The following is a 24,075-nucleotide window of genomic DNA, read 5'->3' on the forward strand; positions in this document are numbered from 1 at the left end:
GCCAGCTTAGGACGACGGTCCGACAACAGGGCCGAACGCGGGAATCCCGTGACGCGGACCGGGCCCGCTCACGTGCGGAGGCCACGTATGTCGCCGGTCTCGTCCGGCTTCCACCGGATATGCCGGACACCGGATCAGAATGCTGCGATGAGCACCGCGCATGCCGCCGCCCCGTTCGCCGAGGTGCCGCCGCACGACGAGTACGACCAGCCCGTCCTGTTGCTGTTGTCCGCGACGTCGGGCGCCGTGGACGGGTTCACGCTCGTCTGCCTCGGCAAGGTGTTCGCCAGCGTGATGACCGGCAACATGGTGCTGATCGGCGCGTCCGTGCTGACCGGCGACGCGTCCGTCGCGCGGCACGCGCTCGTCGCCCTCGCCGCGTTCGCGGCGGGCGCGACGACCGCGGGCCTGCTGCGCGGCCGGGTCCCGGCGCACATGCTGGTCGCCGCCGAGGCGGTGCTGCTGCTTCTTCCCGCGGGGGTGTGGGCGGCGGGACTCGCGGACTCGGAGGTCGCGCGAGGCGCGCTGGTCGGCGTCGCCGCGTTCCTCATGGGCGTGCGCGCGGGCACCTGGGGCACTCCGACGACGTACTTCACCGGCACGCTCGCGCGCGTCGCCAAGCGGGCCGGCCTCGGGGCGTTGGCGCGCGACGACGCCTGGGCGTTCGCCCGCCTCGCGGCGGTCGTCGGCGGCGCGGCCGCGACCGCGGCGGTGGCCCGCGGCTGGTCGTCCGCCGCCGGGTTCGTGCCCGTCGCGCTCACGGTCGTCGCGGCGTGCGCCGCCGCCCTTCGACGGCGGCGCACCCCACCGGCGTCCGGAGCCGACGTTCCGTCAGCGCCCGCGTAGCGCGCGGTACTCGGTGACCAGCGTCGCCGACGACGGGTCCAGCCGCTCGATGTCCTCGCCGGTGGTGAGGACCGGCTCGATGTTCTTCGCCAGCACCTTGCCGAGCTCGACGCCCCACTGGTCGAACGAGTCGATGTTCCACACCGCGCCCTGTACGAACACCTTGTGCTCGTACAGCGCGACCAACTGGCCGAGCACCGACGGGGTCAGCGAACCGCCGAGGATCGTGGTGGTCGGGTGGTTGCCGCGGAACGTCTTGTGCGGCACCAGTTCCTCCGCGACGCCCTCGGCCCGCACCTCGTCCGGCGTCTTGCCGAACGCGAGCGCCTGCGTCTGCGCGAAGAAGTTCGCCATCAGCAGGTCGTGCTGCGCCGCGAACGCGGGCGGCACCGCGGCGACCGGTTCGGCGAAGCCGACGAAGTCCGCCGGGATCATCTTCGTGCCCTGGTGGATCAACTGGTAGTAGGCGTGCTGGCCGTTGGTGCCGGGCGTGCCCCACACGACGGGTCCGGTCTGCCACCCCACCGGTTCGCCGTCGCGGTCCACGGACTTGCCGTTCGACTCCATGTCGAGCTGCTGGAGGTACGCGGTGAACCTCGACAGGTAGTGCGAGTACGGCAGCACCGCGTGCGACTGCGCGTCGAAGAACGCGCCGTACCAGACGCCGAGCAGGCCCATCAGCATCGGTGCGTTGCGCTCCGGCGCGGCGGTGAGGAAGTGCTCGTCGACCAGCCGGAATCCGTCGAGCATCTCGCGGAAGCGCTCGGGGCCGATCGCGACCATCAGCGACAGGCCGATCGCCGAGTCGTACGAGTAGCGGCCGCCGACCCAGTCCCAGAACTCGAACATGTTGGCCGTGTCGATGCCGAACGCCGCGACCTGCTCGGCGTTCGTCGACAGCGCCACGAAGTGCTTTGCCACCGCCTCCTGTCCGGCACCGAGTTCGCCGAGCAGCCAGGCGCGCGCCGAGGTGGCGTTGGTGACGGTCTCGATCGTGGTGAAGGTCTTGGACGCGACGACGAACAGCGTCTCGGCGGCGTCCAGGTCGCGCACCGCCTCGAACAGGTTGGCGCCGTCCACGTTGGACACGAAGCGGAAGGTCATGTCGCGCGGGGTGAAGGCGCGCAGGGCCTCGTACGCCATCTCGGGGCCGAGGTCCGACCCGCCGATGCCGATGTTGACGACGTTGCGGATCCGCTTGCCGGTGTGGCCCGTCCAACTCCCGCCGCGCACCCGCTCGGAGAAGGCGGCCATCTTGTCGAGCACGGCGTGTACGCCGGGCACCACGTTCACGCCGTCGACCTCGACCACCGCGTCGCGCGGCGCGCGCAGCGCGGTGTGCAGCACCGCGCGGCGCTCGGTGGTGTTGATCTTCTCGCCGCGGAACATCCGGTCCCGCAGGCCCGCGACGTCGGTGGCGGCGGCGAGCGCGCGCAGCAGCGCGAGCGTCTCGTCGGTCACGAGGTGCTTGGAGTAGTCGAGGTACAGGTCGCCGACGCGCAGGGCGTAGCGGGTCGCGCGTTCCGGGTCGGCGGCGAACAGTTCACGCAGATGGGTGTCGCCGAACTTGCTGCGGTGGTCGCGCAGGGCCGCCCATTCGGGCCGCCGGTCGAGTCGGAGAGCGCCGTTTGACGAGGTCATCCCAAAACCCTAGGGCACGTGCGGGACCGTACCGGTTCACGGACAAGTGTCGGATTTCCCTGCTGCCGTGCCGCGTCAGTCCCGCGCGGCCGTGCGGTCCTCCTCCGGGACGGGGGACCAGGACACGCCGTTGATGTGGCTGCCGCCGCCGACGAACAGCGTGTTGCCGGTGACGTAGCGCGCGTCGTCGGACGCGAGGAACACCGCGACGCCGCCGATGTCACCCTCGGGATCGCCCATCCGGCCCATCGGGTTGCGGGACTCGGCCTCCGCCGCGCCGGTCGGGTTGATCCGCGCGTACGCCTCGAACGCCTCGGTCTTCGCGCCGGGGCAGATCACGTTCGCGCGTATCTGGTGCGGCGCCCACTCGCGCGCGGCGGTGCGGGTCAGCGCGCGGAGGGCCTCCTTGGAGATGTTGTACTCCGCGGTGAACTGGTGGGCGTTGACGCCGTTGAGGCTGCAGATGTTGATGACGCTGCCGCCGCCCGCGTCGCGCATGTGAGGGAACGCGGCCCGCATCGTCCACCAGCCGGCCCACAGGCCCATGTGCAGCCCGTGGTCGAGGAGTTCGTCGGTCTTGTTCTCGAGCCGGTTGATCCGCCCGCCGCCCCATGCGTTGTTGACGAGCGCGTCGATGCGGCCCCACCGCGCGACGGCGGCGTCGACGAGGCCGACGGCCTGCTCCTTGACGGTCACGTCGGCGGGGACGGCGAGGGTGTCGACCCCGAAGTCGGCGGCGATGGCGTCGGCGGCGGCCTTCGCGTGCTCCTCGCGGATGTCGTTGACGAGGATCCGCGCGCCCTCGGCGGCCATGCGCCGCGCGATCCCGAGGCCGATGCCGGCGCCGGACCCGGTGATGACCGCGACGTGGTCGTGGAGCCGTCCCATGGGGTGCCCGCCTTCCGCTCCCAAAGTATTTGACTGAGTGAAGTTCTTATGACGGTTCATCAGAATGCGCAAGGGGCGCCTCCGGCCGGATACCGCCGGTCCGCCGCACGCTGTCCTGACAATCTTTGGCAAGATGGGCGGCATGCGGCACCGGCAGATGCGCCAGCCCCGGCTGGCCGAGATGGTCTCCGACGACCTGCGCGAGGAGATCCTCGCCGGGCGGCTCCGGCAGGGTGAGAGCCTCCCGCGCCAGGAGGACCTCATGGCGCGGTTCAACGTCAGCGGGCCGTCGGTGCGCGAGGCGCTGCGGATCCTGGAGACCGAGGGCCTGGTCACCGTCCGGCGCGGGAACGTCGGCGGCGGGACCGTCCACCTGCCGACCTCCGCCCGCGTCGCGTACACGCTCGCACTGGTCCTTGAGGCGGAGCGGGCGCCGCTCGCCGACCTCGGCTCGGCCGTCCTCGAACTCGAGCCGATCTGCGCCGCGTTGTGCGCCGGGCGGGCCGACCGCGCGGACACCGTCGTGCCCGCGCTGCGCGAGGTCCTCGCCGAACAGCGCGGACTCACCGGCGACACCGCCGCGTTCAACCAGGCCGCGCGCCGGTTCCACGAAGTGCTCGTCGCCGACTGCGGCAACGCGACGCTCGGCCTCGTCGTCGGCGGCCTCGAACAGGTCTGGTCGCGGCACGAGGAGGAGTGGGCCCGCGACGCCGCCGCGTCCGGCGCACCGCCTGACCGGGAAGTGTTCGACGCGGGCCTGCGCGACCACGAGAAGCTCGTCGACGCCATCGAGGCCGGCGACGCGGCGCGGGCCTCCCGCATCGCCGTCCGGCACCTCGACGCCACACAGCGCTACACGGGCCGCGAGGACGCGGCCCGTCGGGTGCGGTCCCGCCTGGTGCGCTGACCCGCGCCCGGCGACCCGCGCCACCGACCACGGGGAGGGCACATGCGCGAGGCGGTCATATGCGAGCCCCTGCGGACCGCGGTGGGCCGCTACGGGGGCGCGTTCCGCGACGTCACCGCCGCGGAGCTGGGCGCCACCGTCGTCCGCGAACTGGTGCGCCGCACCGGCCTGGACCCGGCGTCGGTCGACGACGTCCTGCTCGGCCAGTGCTACCCGAACGGCGAGGCCCCCGCGATCGGCCGGGTCGTCGCCCTCGACGCGGGCCTGCCGGTGGAGGTCACCGGCATGCAGATCGACCGCCGCTGCGGTTCCGGGCTGCAAGCGGTGCTGTACGCGGCGATGCAGGTCGCCGCGGGGGTGAGCGACCGGGTGCTGGCCGGCGGCGTCGAGAGCATGAGCCAGACCGCGTTCTACTCGACGCAGATGCGGTGGGGCGCGGGCGGCGACATCGCGCTGCACGACGGGCTGGCGCGCGGCCGGGTGACCGCGGGCGGGCGGAACTTCCCCGTGCCGGGCGGCATGCTGGAGACCGCCGAGAACCTGCGCCGCGAGTACGGCATCAGCCGGGCCGAGCAGGACGAACTCGCCTACCACAGCCACATGCGGGCGGTCGCCGCGCAGAAGACCGGGACGTTCGCGGACGAGATCGTGCCGGTCGCGGTTCCGGGCCGGCGCGGGGCGGTCACGGTCGTCGACGCCGACGAGCACCCGCGCGCCGACACCACCCTCGAATCCCTGGCCGCGCTCCGGCCGGTGATGCTGCGTCAGGACCCGGACGCGACGGTCACGGCGGGCAACGCCAGCGGCCAGAACGACGGCGCCGCGGTGTGCCTGGTGACCACGCGCGACGAGGCCGAGCGCCTGGGCGTCCGCCCGTACGCGCGGATCCTGTCGTGGGCGGTGGCCGGCGTCCCCCCGGCCACGATGGGCATCGGACCGGTCCCGGCCACCGAGAAGGCCCTGGCCCGCGCGGGCCTGACGCTGGCCGACATCGACCTGATCGAGCTCAACGAGGCGTTCGCGCCCCAGGTGCTCGCCTGCACCCGCGCGTGGGGCATCCGCGAGGCCGACTTCGCCCGCCTGAACGTCAACGGCTCCGGCATCTCCCTCGGCCATCCTGTGGGCGCCACGGGCGGCCGCATCCTGGCGACCCTGCTGCGCGAAATGCGGCGCCGGGACGCGCGGTACGGCCTCGAGACGATGTGCATCGGCGGAGGACAGGGCCTGACGGCGGTCTTCGAGCTCCTCTGACGCCCGTCTGGATCATTGGCGCCGTACGCGCCAGTATGCGGCAGCGGTCGTGCCCCGGCGGCGCGGCCGCGCCCGTCCGCGCGACCCTGTGAGGAGAGTCCCGTGCCCGCGACGCCCCGTCAGGTCCGGTTCACCAGCCCCGAGTACGGCACGCGCAACGAGGCCGGCGAGCCGTTGGCGGTCGTCGCCGACCGGTGGGATCCGGAAGGCGCCTCGGCCGGAACCGTCCTGCTGCTGCACGGCGGAGGCCAGGCGCGCGGGTCGTGGACGCGGTCGGCCGCGGCCCTGGCCGCGCACGGCTGGACGGCGCTCGCGCTGGACCAGCGCGGGCACGGCGACAGCGACTGGGCGGCCGACGGCGACTACACGATCGACGCCTTCATCGCGGACGTGCGCGCGGTCGCCGCCGAGGTGGTGCGCGAGCAGGGCGCCCCGCCGGTGCTGGTCGGCGCGTCGCTCGGCGGGTGGGTGGCGCTGCTCGCCGAGGGCGAGCGGCCCGGGACCGCGCGCGGGCTGGCGCTGGTCGACATCACGCACCGGACGGAGCGTCAGGGCGTGGACCGGATCCGGGACTTCATGCTCGCCCACCGGGCCGGCTTCGCCGACCTGGACGAGGTCGCGGACGCGCTGCACGCGTACCAGCCCGGCAAGCCGCGCCAGAGCGACCCGGCGAAGCTGGCCCGCAACGTGCGGAGGCACGCGGACGGCCGGTGGTACTGGCACTGGGACCCGGCGTTCATGGGCAGCCTCTCGGGCACCTCCGGGCGCGGCCCGGACGTCACCCCCGAGCGGCTCGCGGACGCCGCCCGCAAGGTGGCCGTGCCGACGCTGGTCGTGCGGGGCCGTCAGTCGGACGTCGTCAGCGAGGACGCGGTGCGCGAGATGCTCGCGCTCATCCCCGGCTCGACGTTCGCGGACGTCGCGGACGCGGGCCACATGGTGGTCGGCGACGACAACGACGTGTTCACGGGCGCCCTTTCGGCGCTTCTCGACTCCGTCGCCGGCAACGGCTAGCATCGGCCGCGGCCGCCTATTCTTACTATCCTTATAAGGATAGCGAGCGCAGAGCCAGCACCCGGTGGGCGGCGACGACAGTTCCGCCGATGGACCCGGGAGGCCGTCGTGCGCAAAGACGAACTGATCCTCATCAGCGTGGACGACCACATCTGCGAGCCCGCCACGATGTTCGACGCACACGTCCCGGCCCGCTACCGCGACCGGGCGCCGCGCGTCGTGGTCCGCGACGACGGCGTCCAGCAGTGGATGTACGGCGACGCGCGCGGCCGCGACCTCGGCCTCAACGCGGTCGCCGGCAAACCGCCCGAGATGTTCAACATCGACGCCAACCGCTACGACGAGATGCGGCCCGGCTGCTACGACGTCCACGAACGGGTCCGCGACATGAGCGCCGGCGGCCAGCTCGCCGGCCTCAACTTCCCCAACTTCACCGGGTTTTCCGGCCAGGTGCTGTGGCAGGGGCCGGACCGCGCGGTCAACGACGTGATGATCCGCGCCTACAACGACTGGCACGTGGACGAGTGGTGCGGTGCCTACCCCGAACGCTTCATCCCGTGCGGCATCCTCCCACTCTTCGACGTCGACCACGCCGCCGCCGAACTGCGCAGGCTGGCCGCCAAGGGCGTGCACGCCGTGACGTTCTCCGAGAACCCCGAGGCGCTGGCGCTGCCCAGCATTCACACCCGCTACTGGGACCCGCTGTTCGCGGCCGCGTGCGACGAGGGCACCGTCCTGTGCCTGCACGTCGGTTCGTCCTCGCGCCGGGCCCCGTCGTCGACCGACGCGCCCGCGGGCGTCGCCATGACGCTCTCCTCGGTGATGTCGACGTTCTCGCTCGTCGAACTCATCTGGGCCGACCTGTGGGGCCGGTTCCCCAACCTGCGGTTCTCGCTCACCGAAGGCGACATCGGCTGGATCCCGTACTTCCTGTGGCGCGCGGAGCACGTGCGCCGCCGCCACTCCGGCTGGACGAAGGCCACGTTCCCCGACGGCCTCTCCGGCCCCGCCGACGTCTTCCGCAAGCACATGCTGTGCTGCTTCATCAGCGACGCCGTCGGCCTCGACCTGATGGACCACTTCAATGCCGACAACGTGTGCTGGGAGTCGGACTACCCGCACTCCGACAGCAGTTGGCCCCACGCCCCCGAGGAGCTCGAGCACCTGCTCGGCGGCCTCACCGACGACCTCGTCGACCGGATCACGCACGAAAACGCCATGCGGCACTACCGGTTCGACCCGTTCGCCACCCGCCCCCGCGAACACTGCACCGTCGCCGCGCTGCGCGCCGAGGCCAAGGACGTCGACACCGTCACACATGTCGGACGCGCCGCCGACGAGCGCGACCTCGCCAGCTGGCAACGCATCACCACCGCGGCCGGTCGTCCGGCCGACGGCACCGCGACCCCTGCCACCCCCGCGACCCCTGCGAACCCGAGGAGCACCGGTACGTGAGCGACACCGATTCCCCCGCCGCCATCCGCACGGGCGCCCGGCTGCGCAGCCAGGTCTGCGCCACCGAGGTCATCGTCGTCCGCCCGCCCGCGGTGGCCGCGCGCCTCGAACTGACCTGCGGCGGAAGCCCGATGCTCGCCCTCGGCGCGGAGGTCCCCGAGGCCTCCGCGCCCGATCCGGAGCTGGCCGGCGGCGCGCTGCTGGGCAAGCGCTACACGCTCGCCGACGACGACACCTTCGAACTGCTCGTCACCAAGGCCGGCGCGGGCACGCTCGCCAACGTCCGCGACCCGCTGGTCCTCAAAGAGGCGAAGGCGCTCCCGGCGAGCGACTGAGCGACGACCGTCCTTACATCCCAGGGACGTTGCCGCTCTTCGTCGCAGCGCCGGAAGCGCCTTCGCGGGGGCACGGGAGGCTTCCCCAAGCCTCCCGTGCCGGGCAGGGCCGAGCCGGACCCGATGGCTCAGCCGAACGACACCCACGCCTTCTGGGACAGGTCGCCCAGGGCGTTGACCATCACGCCGGACCGCGACACCGTCCACAGCTCGTCGCCGACCACCACCGAGCGGCGGATCACCCCGCCGTTCGGGTGGCTGATCCGGCCGGCCTCGGTGAAGGAGCCGCCTTGCAGCCGCAGTACGAGCGCCTGGGCGCCGAACGTGGGCGCGAACGTCTGCGCCCCGGGCGGCGTCGCGGTGCCGTACGGCGACGTCAGCGGGATCACGAGCGTCCCGGTGGCCGGCCAGTACAGGAACGCGTGCGGGTCCATCTCTGCCTCGGAACTCCCCATCTGCACGCTGTAGTTAGCGATGCGTCGCGGGTCGGCGAGGTTGTGGACGTCGAACAGCGAGACCTGCGTGCCGGTACGGCGCCCGGAGTCGGTCGCGTCCTGGCCGACGCCGATCAGCTGCCCGTTGTCGATCGGGTGCAGGTAGGCCGAGTACCCGTTGATCTTCAGCTGGCCGAGCACCTTCGGCGCGGCCGGGTTGCTCAGGTCGAGCGTGTACAGCGGGTCGGTCTGGCGGAACGTCACCACGTACCCGACCGGGCCGACGAACCGCACGGCGTAGATGCGTTCGCCCTGACCGAGACCGCCGGCGCGGCCCAACGGCACGAGGTCGGCGTTCTTCTGCCCGAGCACGGTGACCGCGCTCTCGGTGTGCGGCGCGCCCGACGCCACGGACGAGTTCGGTGCGGCCGCGTCCTTGCCGCCGCCGACGCTGCCCGTCGAACCGTTCGGCCGCGCCGGATCGGCGAAGTTCTGCGGGTAGGTCGTGGAGGTGGTGGCCACCCGCAGGTTGCCGTTGAACTCCGACAGCGAGTACTGGTTCAGCAGCGTGCCCGGCACGTCGCCCGACGCGGCGAAGCGCGGTGCGCCGGTGCCGGTGGTGTCGAACTTGTAGACCGCGGTGCGGGACTGCACGGTCGGCGCCATCGCCCGGTCGCTCGGTCCACCCTTGGCGGCGTCGGGCTTCGGGGGTGTGACGGGGTAGTAGTCGGCCGCCACGTACAGGCTGTTCGGCGTCCCGTAGACCGTGTCGGCGTCGGCGGCGAGCCCGACCGGGTGCCCGGTGTCCAGGTCGCGGGACAGGTCGAAGGTCAGCACCGACAGCGTCGACGTGCCGGTGTGCCCGGACGCGCCCGGGTCGGTGTCGGGACGGCTGACCGCGCCGCAGTCGAGCAGGCGGCCGGACGAGCGGTGGTCGCCGTTCTTCAACGTGTAGCCGGGCAGCCAGTCGTCGACGGTCGTGTTCTGCAGGGCCTTGCGGTACTTGCCCTCGTTGTCCTTGGTGCTGCCGGACCAGTCGATCGTGGGACCGCCGGGCGTCGAGCGGACCACGACCCGAGCGGTGCCGCCGACCTGACGGGCGTCCAGGAAGCCGCCCTCGACGGTGAGTTCGCCGAGCACCTTCGGCGTGCCGGACAGGTCGACGAGGATCAGTTTGGAGCTGTTGACCGGGAGCGAGTCGGTGTCGGTGGAGGTGGACCCGGAGCCCGACGAGCCGCCGGTCGAACCGCCCTTGGGCGCGGCGGCACCGGTGCCGGCGGGCATCGGCATGGGCACCGGGGGCAGCGTCTTGCCGCCGTCGTAGATCCCGCTGCCGATGATCACGAGGGCGCGGTCGCCGGAGATCAGCATGTCGGTGGTGCCGACGTTCGGCAGTGTCAGCGCGCCGGTCTGCTGGTGCGTGGCGGCGTCGATGACCCGCAGCTTCTCGTCGGCGACGGTGACGACGCGGCGGCCGTCGGTCTTGACGATGTCGGGCTCGTCGACGCCCTGTTCGTGCGTGTTGGTGTTCGAGTGGTCGGGCGCGGACGTCGGCGCGGTCCCGCCGTTCGGCGCGGCGGGCGCGGCGGGCGCGGCGACGGCACCCGACTTGCTCTCGCTCCCGGCCTGCCCCGGCCCGGACCCGCCGGTCAGCCCGGGCGGCGCCGCGGCGCCGGTGGCGCTCCGCATGCCGGACCCGTCGGCGGCCGGGCCGGGTGCCGGGGCGATGGCGGGCGCGCCGTCCTCCAACGTGTACATCCACGGCCGGGGCGCGGCGGCCAGCGCGGCCGCCTGGTAGTCCTTGAGCAGCGCGTCGCACGAGTCGAACCGGCTCAGCGTCAGCATCTTGGCCCGCACCGCAGCGGCCGTACCGGTCACCCCGTCGGCGGGCGCCACAACACGGGCCGGGTCGTGGTCGATGACCGGCGGCTTGCCGGACGAGGACGAGGTACAGCCGGTGGCGACCAGCCCCGCGGCCAGCAACACCCCGGCGACGGCCCGGCCGCGCAGCGGTCCGAGCGAGAGAGAAGACCGGGCCCCCGGGGCGTGCGGCCCGGCCGGTCCGAGGTTGCCGTCGTCGATTCGCATGACGGTCTGACGGGACGGCACCGGATCCGGTTCCCACCCCCCGAGCACGATTCCCGACGAGGGTCCTGCTTCTGCTTCTGCTTCTGCTTCCGCGCTCTCGCGCTCTCCCGCGTCCGCTCTCCCGCGTCCGCGCTTCCGCGTCCGCGCTTCCGCGTCCGCGCTTCCGCGTCCGCGCTTCCGCGTCCGCGCTTCCGCGTCCGCGCTTCCGCGTCCGCGCTTCCGCGTCCGCGCTTCCGCGTCCGCGCTTCCGCGTCCGCGCTTCCGCGTCCGCGCTTCCGCGTCCGCGCTTCCGCGTCCGCGCTTCCGCGCGGAGCGCGCGGCGGCGTGATTGCTCCTTCCCCGTGCCAGCCCGACAAGGAGTGCCCATGACCACACCCACCGTCGAGGAGCGCGACCAGCTGCGCGGCACCGTTCGGGGTTTCCTCGCTGAGTACTCCCGGGAGGCCGACGTGCGGCGGGTCATGGTGTCGGAGACCGGGTACGACGTCGGGGTGTGGCGGCTGATGGTCGGTCAGCTCGGGCTCACCGCGCTCGGGTTGCCCGAGGCGTACGGCGGGGTCGGGACGCTCGTCGAGGCCGGGGTCGTGTGCGAGGAGGCCGGGCGGGTGCTGCTTTGTGCGCCGTATCTCGCGGGCCTGACCGCTGGTCAGGCGCTGGTCGCGGCCGGGGATGCCGAGGCGTGCGCCGACCTCGTGCCCGGGATCGCGGACGGCTCCACCGTCGCGACCCTCGCGGTCGCCGAGGCCGGCGGACGCTGGCGCACCGGGGGCCGGTACGCGACCACGGCCCGTCCCGGCGGCCCCGGCGGCCGGTGGCTGCTGTCCGGCGCGAAGTGGTTCGTGGTCGACGGCATGGCGGCCGATCTGCTGCTCGTCGCCGCCGAAACCCGCGACGGCGCGGCGTTGTTCGTTGTTGAGGGCGACGCGGTCGGTGTGACCCGGCGTCCGCTGGCCTGTCTGGACCTGACCCGCCGCCAGGCCCGCGTCGACTTCGCGGACACCCCTGCGCGCCCGATCGTCGCCGTCCGCCCCGACCCCGTCGGCGCCGCGCTGGACCGGGCCGCGGCGCTGCTCGCCGCCGAACAGCTCGGCGGCATCCGGCGCGTCCTCGACGGCACCGTCGAATACGCCCGCACGCGGGTCCAGTTCGGCCGACCGATCGGCTCGTTCCAGGCCGTCAAGCACCGTCTCGCCGACCTGCTCGTCGTTGCCGAATCCGCCCACTCCGCAGCCTACGCCGCGCTGCGCGCGGACCCCGGCGACGGCGACCCCGCCCTGACCGCCGCCCTCGCCCAGGCGTACTGCGCCGACGCCTACGTTCACGTCGCCGAGCAGGCCGTCCAGCTGCACGGCGGCATCGGCTTCACCTGGGAGCACTGGGCGCACCTCTACCTCAAGCGGGCCCGTTCGACGCGCGAGCTGTTCGACCCGCCGGCCGCCCACCGCGAGCGCATGGCCGCGCTGCTCACCGCGCCGGACGGGGAGTTGGCCACGAACGCGTGACGGTCCCGCATCCGTTCGTGAGGGGCTGTTGTCGGACACCCTGGCGCACCGCCACCCTTGAGTCCCGCCGCGCGAGCGAACCATCCCGGTTCAGGGCGAATGCTGCGGGAACAGGTCATACAGGACCGGCGAAACGGGGGCTGCGTCGTGGACATGGCATGCGGGTGCGACGGCGAGTTGTTCTGGGTGGCGCTCTTCACGTCGCCCGCGGGCTGGCTGCTGGCGATCATCTTGGCCGTGGTGGTTCTGGCGGTCCTGTTCGCGATGGTCGGCGCGTTCGGCGCGGGCGTCGGCTTCCTCGGCGTCGCGGGTGCCGAGGTGTGCCGGCGCCGCTGGGGTCCGCCTGTCGAACCCGAAACCGAACTCGACGCGGACGCACCGCTGATGAGCGTCTTCACGTGGTACGACGAGGCCGACTGGTTCGGCTATGCGGACGACCCGCGGGACGACGTCCTCGACCCTTGATTGCTCAATCATTATAAAGATAGCCTGCCAGGCGTGGTCGAGGCCGCCCCGCAGGAGGAACCGATGCCCACCGCACCCTCGCGCGGCGTCATCACCGACGAGGCCGTCGCCCGGCTGCGTGCCCGCATCGGCGTCCCGGAGCCGCACACCGCGCCGCCGCACTACCGGCTGCCGGGCACCGACGCGTTCCGGCACGTGGCCGAGGCGTACGGCGACGACAACCCCCTGTGGTGCGACCCGGACTACGCCGCACACACCCGCTGGAAGGGCCCGATCGCCCCGCCCGCGCTGGTCGGCGGCGACACCCTCGTCGGCGAGGACGAGGTGCCCGAAGTCGCCGACGAGTATCGGGCATTGATGAAAGGCGACCCGCTGCGCGGCGTGCACGCCTTCTACTCGGCGTCGCGCCGCGAGTGGTGGGCGCCGCTGCACCCGAACCGCCGCGTGTTCCGCCGCAACGCGCTCGTCGGCGTGCACGCCAAGGCCAGCGCCTTCGCCGAACGCGCCGTCCACGAGTGGACCGGCCAGGTGTTCGCCGACGGGACCGGAACCCTGCTCAGCGCGCAGTACCGGCTGATGATCCGCGCCGAACGGGCCAAGGCCCGTGGTGCCGCGCGCGAAAAGGACGTCGAGCCGGCCTCCTACACCGAGGACGACATCGCCGCGATCGACGCCCAGTACGCCGCCGAATGCCCGCGCGGCGCCGAGCCCCGCTGGTGGGAGGACGTCGAAGTCGGCGACCCTGTAGGGCCTTTGGTCAAAGGCCCGTTCACCCTCACCGACCTGGTCTGCTGGCACGTCGGCATGGGCATGGGCATGTACGCCGTCAAGCCGCTGCGGCTCGGCGCCGCGAACCGCCGCCGCATCCCGCGCTTCTACCACCGCGACCCGCAGGGCATCCCCGACGTCATGCAACGCATCCACTGGGACCCGCAGTTCGCCCGACGCTCCGGCAACGCCACGACCTTCGACTACGGCCGGATGCGCGAGAACTGGCTGATCCACCTGTGCACCGACTGGATGGGCGACGACGCGTGGCTGTGGCGGCTCGACTGCGAGTTCCGCGCCTTCAACTACACCGGCGACACCCAGTGGCTGCGCGGAACCGTCACACGCAAGTACCTCGCGGACGGCGAACGCCCCGCGGTGGACCTGGACATCGCCGCCGTCAACCAGCGCGGCGAGACCACCACACCCGGCCACGCCACGGTGCTGCTGCCCAGCCGCGAGCACGGCCCGGTACGCCTGCCGGACCCGCCCGACGGCGCCCGCGACCTCGCCGAGGCACTGGCGGCCGCCGTGCGGCACTTCGCGGAGCACGGCGACACACCGGAGGGGACAGAGGGGACGGACGCGTGACCGACGCCTACCGCTCCGCACCCGGCCTGCGCGTCGAACCCGACCCGGAGTCAGGCCTCCTGCGGCTCACCCTCGACCGGGCCGGCAAACGCAACGCCCTCGACGACGGCATGGTCGCCGGCCTCATCGAGGCCCTCGACACGGCCGGTCGCGACGAGGCGGTCCGCGCCGTGCTCCTGGCCGCCGACGGCCCGCACTTCTGCACCGGCGCAGACATCGTCCAACGCAACGCCGCCGACGAGACCCAGGGCGAAGGCCGCCGCCCGCGCGTCGGCAGCATCCAGCGCCGCCTGCCGTCGCAGGCCCACCGCCTGATCCCGCTGCTCCTCACCGTCCAGGTCCCGGTCGTCTGCGCAGTGCGCGGCTGGGCGGCCGGCATCGGACTGGCCCTCGCCCTCGCCTCCGACGTGACCGTCGCCGCCGACGACGCGCGCTTCTGGGCGCCGTTCGCGGCACGCGGCTTCACCCCCGACAGCGGTGTGACGTGGCTGCTGCCCCGCCGGGTCGGCGAGGTCAGGGCCCGCCGCATGCTGCTGCTCGGCGAGACCGTCGACGGCAAGACCGCCCAGGAATGGGGCCTGATCGAACGCGCAGTGCCCGGGACCGGGCTCGAGACCGCGGCCGAGGAGCTGGCGCACCGGCTCGCGGCAGGCCCGACCGTCGCGCTCGGCCTGACCAAGTGGCTGCTGCACAACGGCGGTTCAGCAACCCTGGAACAACAGCTCCGCGACGAGGCCTTCGCCATGGAACTCTCCTCCCGCAGCCGCGACTTCCGCGAGGGCATGGCCGCCTTCGCCGCCAAGCGCCCCGCCGACTTCCAGGGCCGGTGACGTGATGGGCGAACTCGTCGACGCCGAGGGCCGCCTGCTCACTCCCGACACTGCGACCCCCGACCGGCTGGCCGAGGCCGTCGCGGCATGGGTCGAGCGGTACGTGCCCGCCCACTGGATCAAGGCCGCCCCGCACGGCCGCGCCGCCCTCCGCGCGGTCCGGCCCCGGGCCGAATACGAGGCCTGGTATCCGGTGTTCGGCCGGTCCGGGCTGGTCGTACCCACCTGGGAACGCGTGTACGGCGGCCTCGGCCTGACCCGGGACCAGGCCCGGGCCGCCGAGGCCGTGCTCGCGCCGTACAACCTCGGACGCCTCAACCCGCTCGGCCTCGGCAACGCCGCCCCCGCACTGTTCGCGCACGGCACCGAGGAGCAGCGGCTGCGCTTCCTGCCGCCGATGGTGCGCAACGAGGAGTTCTGGTGCCAGCTCTTCAGCGAGCCCGGCGCCGGCTCCGACCTGGCCTCGCTGGCCACCCGCGCCGAGCGCGACGAGGCCTCCGGGGACTGGCTGATCACCGGTCAGAAGGTGTGGACGACCTGGGGGTTCAAGGCCGCCTTCGGGGTGCTGCTGGCCCGCACCGACCCGGACGTGCCCAAGCGCCAGGGCCTCACGTACTTCCTCCTCGACCTGCGCCAACCCGGGGTTACCGTACGGCCGTTGCGGACGATGACCGGAGAGGCCGAGTTCAGCGAGGTGTTCCTCGACCGGGCGCGCGTCCCCGACGCGCAGCGGGTCGGCGCGGTCGGCGACGGCTGGAAGGTCGCCGGCGCCACGCTGTCCGGCGAACGCCAGATGGTCTCCGGTGCCGGTTCCGGCGGCGTCGACCGCATCGGCGGGTCCGGAGTAGCCCATCTGCTGGCCCTCGCCCGCCGCATCAGCGCCGAAGGGCGCCCGGGCGGCTGGGACGACCCCGCGGTGCGCCAGGAGCTGATGCGGCTCTACAGCGAGGAACGCATCCGCTCCTGGACAAACGAGCGGGTGCGCGCCGGGGCGAAGGCCGGACACGCGCCCGGGCCGGCGAGCTCGATCGGGAAGCTGCACCAGGGGGAGCTGAACCAGCGCATGCAGGCGCTCGCCGCCGAACTGCTCGGCGCGTACGGGCAGGCCTGGGAACCGGACGGAACAGGCGACCCGACCGCCGCGCCCGACCCGACCGCCACGGTCGACCCGACCGCCGCGCCCGACCCGACCGCCACGGCCGACCCGACCGCCACGGTCGACCCGGACCCCGCCCTCCATGACCTGGACGCCGGCTACGAGGCCCGCCTCCCGCACGAGGTCCGCGGCATGCTGCGCAGCCGCGCCAACACCATCGAGGGCGGCACCTCCGAGGTCAACCGCACCGTCCTGGCCGAACGCGTCCTCGGCCTGCCCCGCGAACCCGACCCGTGGCACGGCGTGCCCTGGCGCGACGTCCCCCGGAGCTGACCGGTGACCGCCGTCGTCCCCGGGCCCGCGGGCTACACCCGGCTCGCCGTGACCCGCCAAGGCCCGGTCGGGTGGCTGGTGTTCGACCGGCCCGAGCGCGGCAACGCGATGGACGCCGCCATGCTCGACGAACTCGAAGGGGCCTGGCGGGAACTGGACGACGACCCCGACGTGCGGGTCATCGTCAACACCGGCAACGGCCCGGCCTTCCAGACCGGGCTCGACGTCGCCCAGCTCGCCCGCGACCCGGCCGCGCTGCGCGAGCAGTCCCGCCGTACCAAGCGGTCCGAACTGCGCCTGACGGCCCACCACAACCGGGTCGCCAAGCCGGTGATCGCCGCCGTCAACGGCGTGTGCGCAGGCGGCGGCCTGCACTTCGTCGCGGACGCCGACGTGGTCATCGCCTCCCGCGAGGCGGTGTTCCTCGACCCGCACGTCACCGTCGGCCAGGTCTCCGCGTCCGAAGCGATCACCCTGGCCCGACGCGCGGCGTTCGAGCCGGTGCTGCGCATGGCTCTGACCGGGCGTCACGAGCGGATCAGCGCCCGGCGCGCGTACGAACTGGGCATGGTCAGCGAGGTCGTCGACCCGCCCGAGCGGCTGCGGGACGCGGCGCGGGACCTGGCCGAGACCATCGCCCTGCGCCCGGCCGCGCACACCGCGGCGGTCAAACGGGCCCTGTGGCGGGCACTGGACAGCCGCGGCACCGGCCGCGGCGCGGGAGGGCGGCGGACATGACGTACCCCGAACTGGAACATCTGAGGCTGGAACGGCGCGGCCCGGTCGGATGGCTGGTCAACAACCGGCCGGAGCGGCTCAACGCGATGAACAGCGCGATGCGCGACGAGTTCGCGGTCGCCTGGCGGGCCCTGGACACCGATCCCGAGGTGCGGGTCATCGTGCACACCGGCGAGGGGCGCGCGTTCCAGACCGGCGTCGACGTGGCCGAGATCGCCGAGGACGGCGTCGGCATGGAGCGGTACCGCGAGTCGATGGAGGAGTTCGACGTCCACTTCACCGCCTGGCACTGCGGCGTCGCCAAGCCGGTCATCACGGCCGTCAACGGACTATGCGCCGGCGGGGCGTTCCACTGGGTGGCCGACGCCGACATCGTCATCGCCGCGTCCGACGCGCAGTTCTTCGACCCGCACGTGTCCGTGGGCCAGGTGGTCGCCATCGAGGCGATCGGGCTGCTGCGCAAGATGCCGTTCGAGGCCGTCATGCGCATGGCCTTGACGGGGCGTCACGAGCGGATGGGCGCCCAACGGGCCTACGAGCTCGGCATGGTCAGCGAGGTCGTCGACCCGCCCGAGCGGCTGCGCGACGCCGCGCAGGAGCTCGGGGAGACGATCGCCCGCAACTCGCCCGCCGCGATGGCCGCGACCAAGCGGGCGCTGTGGGGCGCGTTGGAGATGGGCCTGACGGACGCATGTCGGGCGGGCGCGAAGGAGCTCGTGTCGCTGTGGGGGCATCCGGACCAGGAGGAGGGGCCGCGCGCGTTCGCCGAGAAGCGGGAACCGCGGTGGGCGCCACCGGAGTCGGGGGCGGTGCCCGGTGCGCCTGACTGACCTGCTCGCGCCGCGCCCCGACGACGCCGACACGGCGGCCGTCCACACCGACACCCGGGAGGTCACGCGGGCCGACCTCCGCGCCGCCGCCACCCGCCTCGCGGACGTCCTGCGCGCTGCCGGAGTCCGCGCCGGACAGGCCGTCGCCGTGATGCCGGCGGACGGCGCGGACGCGGTCGCCGCACTGTTCGGCGTCTGGCTCGCGGACGCCGTCTACGTGCCCCTCAACCCCAGGCTGACCGACCGGGAGGTCGCGCGCGTCCTCGCCGACGTCCGGCCCGCGCTCGTCGTCGCGGGCGGCGCACAGGCGGGACGCTTCCCGGACCGCGCGGTGGTGGCCGTCACCGAGCCGTTCGCCTGGCAGCCCCCCTCGGCGAAGGCCGATGTAGCCGCCGATGCCCGGACGTACGACCCCGACGCCGCGCTCATCCAGTTCACCTCCGGCACCACCGGAAGGCCCAAGCCCGTCCTGCTGCGGCACAGCGGCATCGCCGCCCTCCTCGAGCCGGTGCTCGACCGCCTGGTCGGCACGGGGCGCGCCCGCCCGGCCACGCCGATGCCGAACCTCATCCCGACCTCGATGTCGCTGTGGGCCGGCATCTACAACGTGCTGTTCGCATTCCGCGTCGGCGCGCCCGTCGTGCTCATGGAGCACTTCGACACCGGCCGATTCACGGCCTACGTAAGAAGGTTCGGGATCCGCTCGGTGGTGCTGCCGCCCGCCGCGATGGTGCTCCTCGCGGACGACCCGGCCGTCACCGACCTGGCGCCGCTGAAGTACGTCCGCAGCATCACCGCGCCGCTGTCCCCGTTCCAGGCCCGCCGGTTCCGCGACCGGTTCGGGGTGACCGTCCTCAACTGCTACGGCCAGACCGAGATCGGCGGCGAGATCGTCGGCTGGAACGCGGCCGACGCGAGGGCGTACGGCGACAGCAAGCTCGGGGCCGCCGGGAGGCCGCACGACGGCGTCCTCCTCCGCGTCGTCGACGAGGCCGGGCGGGTGCGCGAGGACGGCGGGTCCGGCGAACTGTTGGTGCGCACCCCGGCGTTGGCTGCCGGATACGCCGACACGGGCGACGGTTCCGGGGCCGGCCTCGGCGACCGGGTCGACGCCGAGGGCTGGTTCCGCACCGGCGACCTGGGCCGCGTCGACGCCGACGGGTTCCTGTGGATCGAGGGCCGGGTCTCCGACGTGATCAACCGGGGCGGGCTCAAGGTGCAGCCCTCCGAGGTCGCCGAAGTGCTGCGCCTAGCTCCAGGTGTCGCGGACGCCGCGGTGGCCGCGCTGCCCGACCCGAGGCTCGGCGAGGTGCCGTGCGCGTTCGTCGTCCCCCGGGACGCGGCCGCCCCCGACCCGGCCGCGCTGGACGCGTGGTGCCGAACGCACCTGGCCCCCTTCAAGGTTCCGGTCCGCTATGTCACCGTGGACGCCCTTCCGCGCAACGAGGCGGGCAAGGTGCTCGCCGCCGAGCTCATCACCCTGGTCGACCCCGAAAGGCGGCGTGCGTGAGCGAGACGATCGGCGGGCTGCTCCGGTCGGCGGCCGAACGCTTCGGCGACACCGAGGCCGTCGTGGACGGCGACACCATCCTGACGTTCCGCCAACTGGCTTACGAGGCAGAACGGTTCGCGCGAGCCGCACACGCACACGGGCTCCGCCCCGGCGACCGCGTCGCCGTGTGGGCGCCCAACTCGGCGCGCTGGCTGGTCGCCGCTCTCGGCACGCTCACCCTCGGCGGCACGGTCGTCACCGTGAACACCCGCTACCGGGGCGCCGAGGCAGCCGACCTGATCCGGCGTTCGTCGGCCCAAGCGCTTTTCGTGCAACAGGGGTTCCTCGGGTACGACCACCTAGGGGCGCTGCGCAAGGCCGCTGCCGAAGAGACGGGAGACGGGGCGGTTCCGCGCCTGTGTGTGAACACTGCCGACGCCGCGTCCGGCGCTGAGGGGCTGCTGCCGTTCGAGGACTTCCTGGCCGTGGGGGAGGCGGGCAAGGCAGGGGAGGCGGGGGAGTGGAGTGCCCCCGACATCGACCCGGACAGCACGTCCCACATCATCTTCACCTCCGGAACCACCGGGACGCCGAAGGGCGTGCTGCTCAACCACCGTGCGCTGCTTCGGCTTTACACCGACTACAGCGGGATCTGGGGCATCCGGGAAGGCGACCGGTACCTCGTGCCGCTGCCGTTCTTCCACACGGGCGGGCAGTCCGCCGTGCTGTCGTGCCTGATCCGGGGCGCGACGATCCTGCCGCTCGCGGTGTTCGACCCGACGGCGGTGCTGGAGACCGTCGAACGGCTGCGCGTGAGCGTCCTCATCGGCGCCCCGACCATCTTCGCGGCGCTGCTCGACCACCCCGAGCGCGACCGCTACGACCTGTCGTCGCTGCGGCTGGCCGCGACCGGCGCAGCCGTGGTGCCCGTGCGGCTGGTGGAACGCTGCCACGCCGAGCTGCCGTTCGAGAACTTCATCACCGCGTACGGGCTCACCGAGTGCCACGGGACGGCCACCATGTGCCGGGCCGCCGACCCGGCCGCGACCGTCGCGGCGACCAACGGCCGTGCGGTGCCCGGCGTCGAGGTCCGCGTCGTCGGGCCGGACGGCGCCGACGCGCCCGCGGGGACGTCCGGCGAGGTGTGGGTGCGCGGCTACCACGTGACGCGCGGCTACCTGGACGACCCGGCCGCCACCGCGGAGGCCGTCGACGCCGACGGGTGGCTGCACACCGGCGACATCGGCAACCTGGACGCGGACGGCAACCTGGCGATCACCGACCGGCTCAAGGACCTGTTCATCGTCGGCGGGTTCAACGTGTCGCCGGCCGAGGTCGAGCAGGTGATGGCCCGTCATCCCGCGGTGTCCGAGGTCGCGGTCATCGGCGTGCCGGACGAACGGCTCGGCGAGGTCGGGCACGCGTACGTCATCCCCCGGCCGGGCACGGCCGCCGACCCGGACGAGATCACCGCGTGGTGCCGCGAGCGCCTGGCGAACTTCAAGGTGCCGAGCGGCATCGTGGTGACCGACACCCTGCCGCGCAACACCACGGGCAAGGTGCAGAAGACCGAGCTGCGGGCGCTGTACAGAGCGACCGGCGGCCTTGACGCAGAATGACGAATCCGCGGCCCATTTCGCCATGAACGGACGCAAACGTTCCGGCAAAGCGCGGAAAAGTCCGGGTTCGGTACTTACCCGGAAGTAGCCGCGTCGCTAGCATCCCCTGGCGCTCCACCGTGACCCGCCCGTGACGTCGGCGCAGGAGGCCAGGCCGTGCCGTACCACTCGCTGCTCTCCCCCTCGTACGAAGTGGTCGTCGCCCCGCCGCACCCGTTGTTACGCCCAGGGGTGCGGTTCTACCGGGGCCTGCGGATCAACACCGACAGGCCCCGGAAACGCCTCGAACTCCCGGTCGGATTCGCCACCCTGCTGCTCGGCTTCGACCAGCCCCTCCAGGTCGGCTCCGTCGACGTCGACACCGGCGTGGACGACCTCGACCCGGCCGCCAAGCGCTCGTACACCTCGCTGTTCGCCGGCATGCGGACGAAGTCGGCGGTGGGGGAGCACCCCGGGTCGCTGTACGGCATCGAGGTCGTCATGCACCCGTGGGCGGCGTACGCGCTGTTCGGCGTGCCGATGCACGAACTCGCCGAACTCCTCGTCGAACCCTCCGACCTGGCCGGCGCGCGCATCCGGCGGCTGACCGAACGGCTCGCCGAACTACCCGACTGGCCCCAACGCTTCGCCGCACTCGACGAGGCGTTCCTGCGCTGGCGCGCGGCCGGACCCGGGGTGGCGCCGAGGGTGCTGCACGCGTGGGACCTGCTCGTCGGCTCGTCCGGCACCCGGCCGATCAGCGGGCTCGCCGACGAACTCGGCTGGAGCGAACGCCAGCTCGAACGGCGCTTCCGCGAACAACTCGGCCTCAGCCCCAAGTCGGCCGCCCGCGTGCTCCGCATCCAGCACGCGCTGCGCCTGCTCATCGCCGGCCGCCCGCTCGCCGAAATCGCCACCCGGACCGGGTTCTACGACCAGTCCCACCTCAACCGCGAGATCCGCGTCTCCACCGGCCTCACCCCGGGCCGACTGCTCAGCCGCACCCTGCACGCGACGAACGAGCCGACCCGCCTGGACGGAGCCGTCACCACGCTCATGCTCGTCGAGTAGCCAGGGAGCGTGACGGCTATCCGCCTCGAAGTTCCTTCCGCCACACGAACCGCAGCCCCGACCAGTCCTCACCGACCGCGGCCACCTTCACGTCGACCAGGCCGGTCGGCAGCAGCAGATCGCGCAGGTCGTTCTCGGCGAGGTCGCTGACATGCCCCGCCGCCTTGCGCGGCCACAGCACCCACAGCGCGGACTGCTTCGGCAGCGCGGCCAACACGGCGACGTCCTCAACCAGTTCGGCGCGGTCACGGTAGAAGGACAGCACCACATCCGCGCGCGCCAACGACGCCGCAACCGTCAGACCCTCCGGCGGATCGGGCACCTCCCACCCCTCAGGCGCATGCCGCAACAGCACACTCAGCCCAGGCTTCAGCCCGAGCTTCTTGGCCAAGGGAGTCCCCGAATAACCCGCCGAACCCGCCGAACCCGCCGAACCTGCCGAACCGGCCACGACAGTCACCTCACTGCCCAGTCAACGACAACAACTCCCGCGCAGGACCGCGCGGCTGCGTGCCGTGCCGCCACACCGCGCGCAGCTTCCGCGCCAACGGCAGGTCCGCCACCTCCACGGCGATCAGCCGGCCCGCGGCCAAGTCGTCCGCGACGGCCAGTGAACTGAGCACCGCCGGACCCGCACCGGACACAGCGGCCGCCTTGAGCGCCGTCGTGGACGCGAGCTCCAGCAGCGGCGCGGCGGGCTCGCCGTCCACCAGCTTGCCGAGCGCGGCGGCCAGCACCTCGCGCGTCCCGGAACCCTGCTCGCGCTGCACCAGCGGCGTCGCCGCCAACTCCGCCGCGGGCACCGGCCTCCGGCGCCTCGCCCAGGGATGCCCGGGCGCCACCACCACGGTCAGCCGGTCGTGCGCCACCACCGCCGAGTCCAACCCACGCGGCGACCGGCTGCCCTCCGTGAAACCGAGGTCCGCCTCCCCGGCCAGGACCCGCGCGGCCACGTCCGTCGAGTTCGCCACCCGCAGCGACACCGCCACCCCGGGCCGCGCCTGCCGCAACGCCACCAGCCAGCGCGGCAGCAGGTACTCCGCGACGGTCAGGCTCGCCTCGACCCGCAGGCGCGAGTTCTGGTCCTCCCGCAACGCGGCGAGCCCGACGTCCAACTCGTCGGCGGCCTCCAACAGCGGCCGCGCCCAGTCCGTGACCAGCAGCCCTGCGGACGTGAGCACCGACCCGCGCGGGGTCCGCTCCAACAGGGGCACCCCGACCAGCCGCTCCAACGTCCGCATCCGCGCACTCGCCGCCGGCTGCGACACCCCGACCTCGCGAGCCGCCTTCCCCAACGACCCGAGCCGAGCCACCGCAAGCAAAAGCTCCAACGCGGGCAAGTCGGGCATCCGTGAGGAGAGCGGCACGCGCCCAACCCTATGCGCCGACGAGCCCCCACACCCGCCGCGACCTGCCGCCCCTCCACCTGGCGCGAAACCCCCGCGCCGAACGGACGAGGGGCCGTAGTGGGGGCGTGGTGCCTGTGGCGAAGCCGGGCTCCGTGGTCGGGCCGTGGCCCACTCCGTCGCGGCAGCGCGCAGTCGGCGTGCGAGCGAGCCGCCATGTGCCGGGCGGGGCTCGGTCGTTGCGGCGTGGAGACCTCCCGGCCTGCACCGTCCCGGACCTGCACGCCGGCGGAGGCAACCTCCCCCTCCCGATTTGTGATTGTCCGCGCGGCCGAACGGCTGTCAAGGCGCGGTGGACCGGTCCTCGACGGGTGGCCTGTCCCGGGTTCGAGGGGGCGCCTTGACAGCCGCCCGGCCGCGCTTAAAACCGCGGCAACTATCGGGAGGGGGAGGCGGTGTGGAGGCGCATCGGGTGCGTTGCGTTGCCGGGCTGCGGTCCCGGCGTGGGGCGGGCGGCCACCTTTGACGACCGGTGACCGGCCCCTACGGACCTCCT

The 24,075-nt window shown here is 73.2% G+C and carries 21 protein-coding genes; 16 read left to right on the plus strand and 5 right to left on the minus strand.

Annotated features, from left to right (window positions below; translation table 11 throughout):
- The first annotated feature begins 147 nt into the window (after positions 1-147).
- Complete coding sequence (locus QI554_RS04175; protein ID WP_281465940.1) at positions 148-846, plus strand: DUF1275 family protein; 699 nt, start codon at positions 148-150, stop codon at positions 844-846.
- Here QI554_RS04175 and pgi read toward each other — a convergent pair.
- Positions 832-2,487: a glucose-6-phosphate isomerase gene (gene pgi / locus QI554_RS04180; RefSeq protein WP_281465942.1), complete on the minus strand. Its 1,656-nt coding sequence runs from the start codon at positions 2,485-2,487 to the stop codon at positions 832-834. The two genes, QI554_RS04175 and pgi, sit on opposite strands and share 15 nt — an antisense overlap.
- A 75-nt stretch (positions 2,488-2,562) precedes the next feature.
- Positions 2,563-3,375: an SDR family NAD(P)-dependent oxidoreductase gene (locus QI554_RS04185; protein ID WP_281465944.1), complete on the minus strand. Its 813-nt coding sequence runs from the start codon at positions 3,373-3,375 to the stop codon at positions 2,563-2,565.
- 142 nt (positions 3,376-3,517) lie between these two features.
- Here QI554_RS04185 and QI554_RS04190 point away from each other — a divergent pair, with 142 nt between their 5' ends.
- The 5 genes from QI554_RS04190 (at position 3,518) to QI554_RS04210 (ending at position 8,337) form a co-directional block, all read left to right on the plus strand.
- Positions 3,518-4,282, plus strand: coding sequence for a FadR/GntR family transcriptional regulator (locus tag QI554_RS04190; RefSeq protein ID WP_281465946.1), 765 nt, complete (start codon positions 3,518-3,520; stop codon positions 4,280-4,282).
- A gap of 42 nt (positions 4,283-4,324) precedes the next feature.
- On the plus strand, positions 4,325-5,533 hold the full coding sequence (locus tag QI554_RS04195; RefSeq protein ID WP_281465948.1) for an acetyl-CoA C-acetyltransferase: 1,209 nt from the start codon (positions 4,325-4,327) through the stop codon (positions 5,531-5,533).
- A 102-nt stretch (positions 5,534-5,635) separates the two neighbouring features.
- Positions 5,636-6,547: an alpha/beta fold hydrolase gene (locus QI554_RS04200; protein WP_281465950.1), complete on the plus strand. Its 912-nt coding sequence runs from the start codon at positions 5,636-5,638 to the stop codon at positions 6,545-6,547.
- Positions 6,548-6,655: 108 nt separating this feature from the next.
- A complete protein-coding gene (locus tag QI554_RS04205) occupies positions 6,656-8,002 on the plus strand; it encodes an amidohydrolase family protein (protein ID WP_281465953.1) in 1,347 nt (448 codons plus the stop codon).
- Positions 7,999-8,337 carry a hypothetical protein gene (locus tag QI554_RS04210; protein ID WP_281465955.1) on the plus strand — a complete coding sequence of 113 codons (339 nt, stop codon included), beginning with the start codon at positions 7,999-8,001 and terminating at the stop codon, positions 8,335-8,337. The genes QI554_RS04205 and QI554_RS04210 overlap by 4 nt, the downstream gene beginning before the upstream one ends.
- A gap of 128 nt (positions 8,338-8,465) precedes the next feature.
- On the opposite strand, the gene QI554_RS04215 is transcribed toward QI554_RS04210, so the two are convergent.
- A complete protein-coding gene (locus tag QI554_RS04215) occupies positions 8,466-10,859 on the minus strand; it encodes a beta-propeller domain-containing protein (protein WP_281465957.1) in 2,394 nt (797 codons plus the stop codon).
- Between the two features lie 365 nt (positions 10,860-11,224).
- Between QI554_RS04215 and QI554_RS04220 the strand changes: the two genes are divergently transcribed.
- The 10 genes from QI554_RS04220 to QI554_RS04265 all read left to right on the plus strand — a co-directional run bounded on the left by QI554_RS04220 (position 11,225) and on the right by QI554_RS04265 (position 22,173).
- Positions 11,225-12,361 carry an acyl-CoA dehydrogenase family protein gene (locus tag QI554_RS04220; protein ID WP_281465959.1) on the plus strand — a complete coding sequence of 379 codons (1,137 nt, stop codon included), beginning with the start codon at positions 11,225-11,227 and terminating at the stop codon, positions 12,359-12,361.
- A gap of 147 nt (positions 12,362-12,508) precedes the next feature.
- Entirely contained in the window at positions 12,509-12,826 is a 318-nt protein-coding gene (locus QI554_RS04225) for a hypothetical protein (protein ID WP_281465961.1), read from the plus strand.
- A gap of 63 nt (positions 12,827-12,889) precedes the next feature.
- Positions 12,890-14,185, plus strand: a complete 1,296-nt coding sequence (locus QI554_RS04230; protein ID WP_281465963.1) for an acyl dehydratase — start codon at positions 12,890-12,892, stop codon at positions 14,183-14,185.
- Positions 14,182-15,015: an enoyl-CoA hydratase/isomerase family protein gene (locus tag QI554_RS04235; protein ID WP_281465965.1), complete on the plus strand. Its 834-nt coding sequence runs from the start codon at positions 14,182-14,184 to the stop codon at positions 15,013-15,015. Before QI554_RS04230 ends, QI554_RS04235 begins: the two co-directional genes overlap by 4 nt.
- A gap of 4 nt (positions 15,016-15,019) precedes the next feature.
- A complete protein-coding gene (locus QI554_RS04240) occupies positions 15,020-16,444 on the plus strand; it encodes an acyl-CoA dehydrogenase family protein (protein ID WP_281465967.1) in 1,425 nt (474 codons plus the stop codon).
- 3 nt (positions 16,445-16,447) lie between these two features.
- Positions 16,448-17,182 carry an enoyl-CoA hydratase/isomerase family protein gene (locus QI554_RS04245; RefSeq protein WP_281465969.1) on the plus strand — a complete coding sequence of 245 codons (735 nt, stop codon included), beginning with the start codon at positions 16,448-16,450 and terminating at the stop codon, positions 17,180-17,182.
- The gene (locus QI554_RS04250; protein WP_281465971.1) at positions 17,179-18,012 is read left to right on the plus strand and encodes an enoyl-CoA hydratase/isomerase family protein; all 834 of its coding nucleotides are present in this window, start codon (positions 17,179-17,181) and stop codon (positions 18,010-18,012) included. Before QI554_RS04245 ends, QI554_RS04250 begins: the two co-directional genes overlap by 4 nt.
- On the plus strand, positions 17,999-19,522 hold the full coding sequence (locus QI554_RS04255; protein ID WP_281465973.1) for a class I adenylate-forming enzyme family protein: 1,524 nt from the start codon (positions 17,999-18,001) through the stop codon (positions 19,520-19,522). Before QI554_RS04250 ends, QI554_RS04255 begins: the two co-directional genes overlap by 14 nt.
- Positions 19,519-21,123, plus strand: coding sequence for an AMP-binding protein (locus tag QI554_RS04260; RefSeq protein ID WP_281465975.1), 1,605 nt, complete (start codon positions 19,519-19,521; stop codon positions 21,121-21,123). Before QI554_RS04255 ends, QI554_RS04260 begins: the two co-directional genes overlap by 4 nt.
- 156 nt (positions 21,124-21,279) lie before the next feature.
- On the plus strand, positions 21,280-22,173 hold the full coding sequence (locus tag QI554_RS04265) for a helix-turn-helix domain-containing protein (protein WP_281465978.1): 894 nt from the start codon (positions 21,280-21,282) through the stop codon (positions 22,171-22,173).
- Positions 22,174-22,189: 16 nt separating this feature from the next.
- On the opposite strand, the gene QI554_RS04270 is transcribed toward QI554_RS04265, so the two are convergent.
- Both QI554_RS04270 and QI554_RS04275 read right to left on the minus strand, forming a co-directional pair.
- A complete protein-coding gene (locus QI554_RS04270) occupies positions 22,190-22,495 on the minus strand; it encodes a DUF3052 family protein (protein ID WP_281465980.1) in 306 nt (101 codons plus the stop codon).
- A gap of 139 nt (positions 22,496-22,634) precedes the next feature.
- Positions 22,635-23,522 (minus strand): LysR family transcriptional regulator, encoded by an 888-nt coding sequence (locus QI554_RS04275; RefSeq protein ID WP_281465990.1) that lies wholly within the window; start codon positions 23,520-23,522, stop codon positions 22,635-22,637.
- Positions 23,523-24,075 lie beyond the last annotated feature (553 nt).

Origin of the sequence: Yinghuangia seranimata (genome assembly GCF_029953285.1) — a bacterium.
GTDB lineage: Bacteria > Actinomycetota > Actinomycetes > Streptomycetales > Streptomycetaceae > Yinghuangia > Yinghuangia seranimata.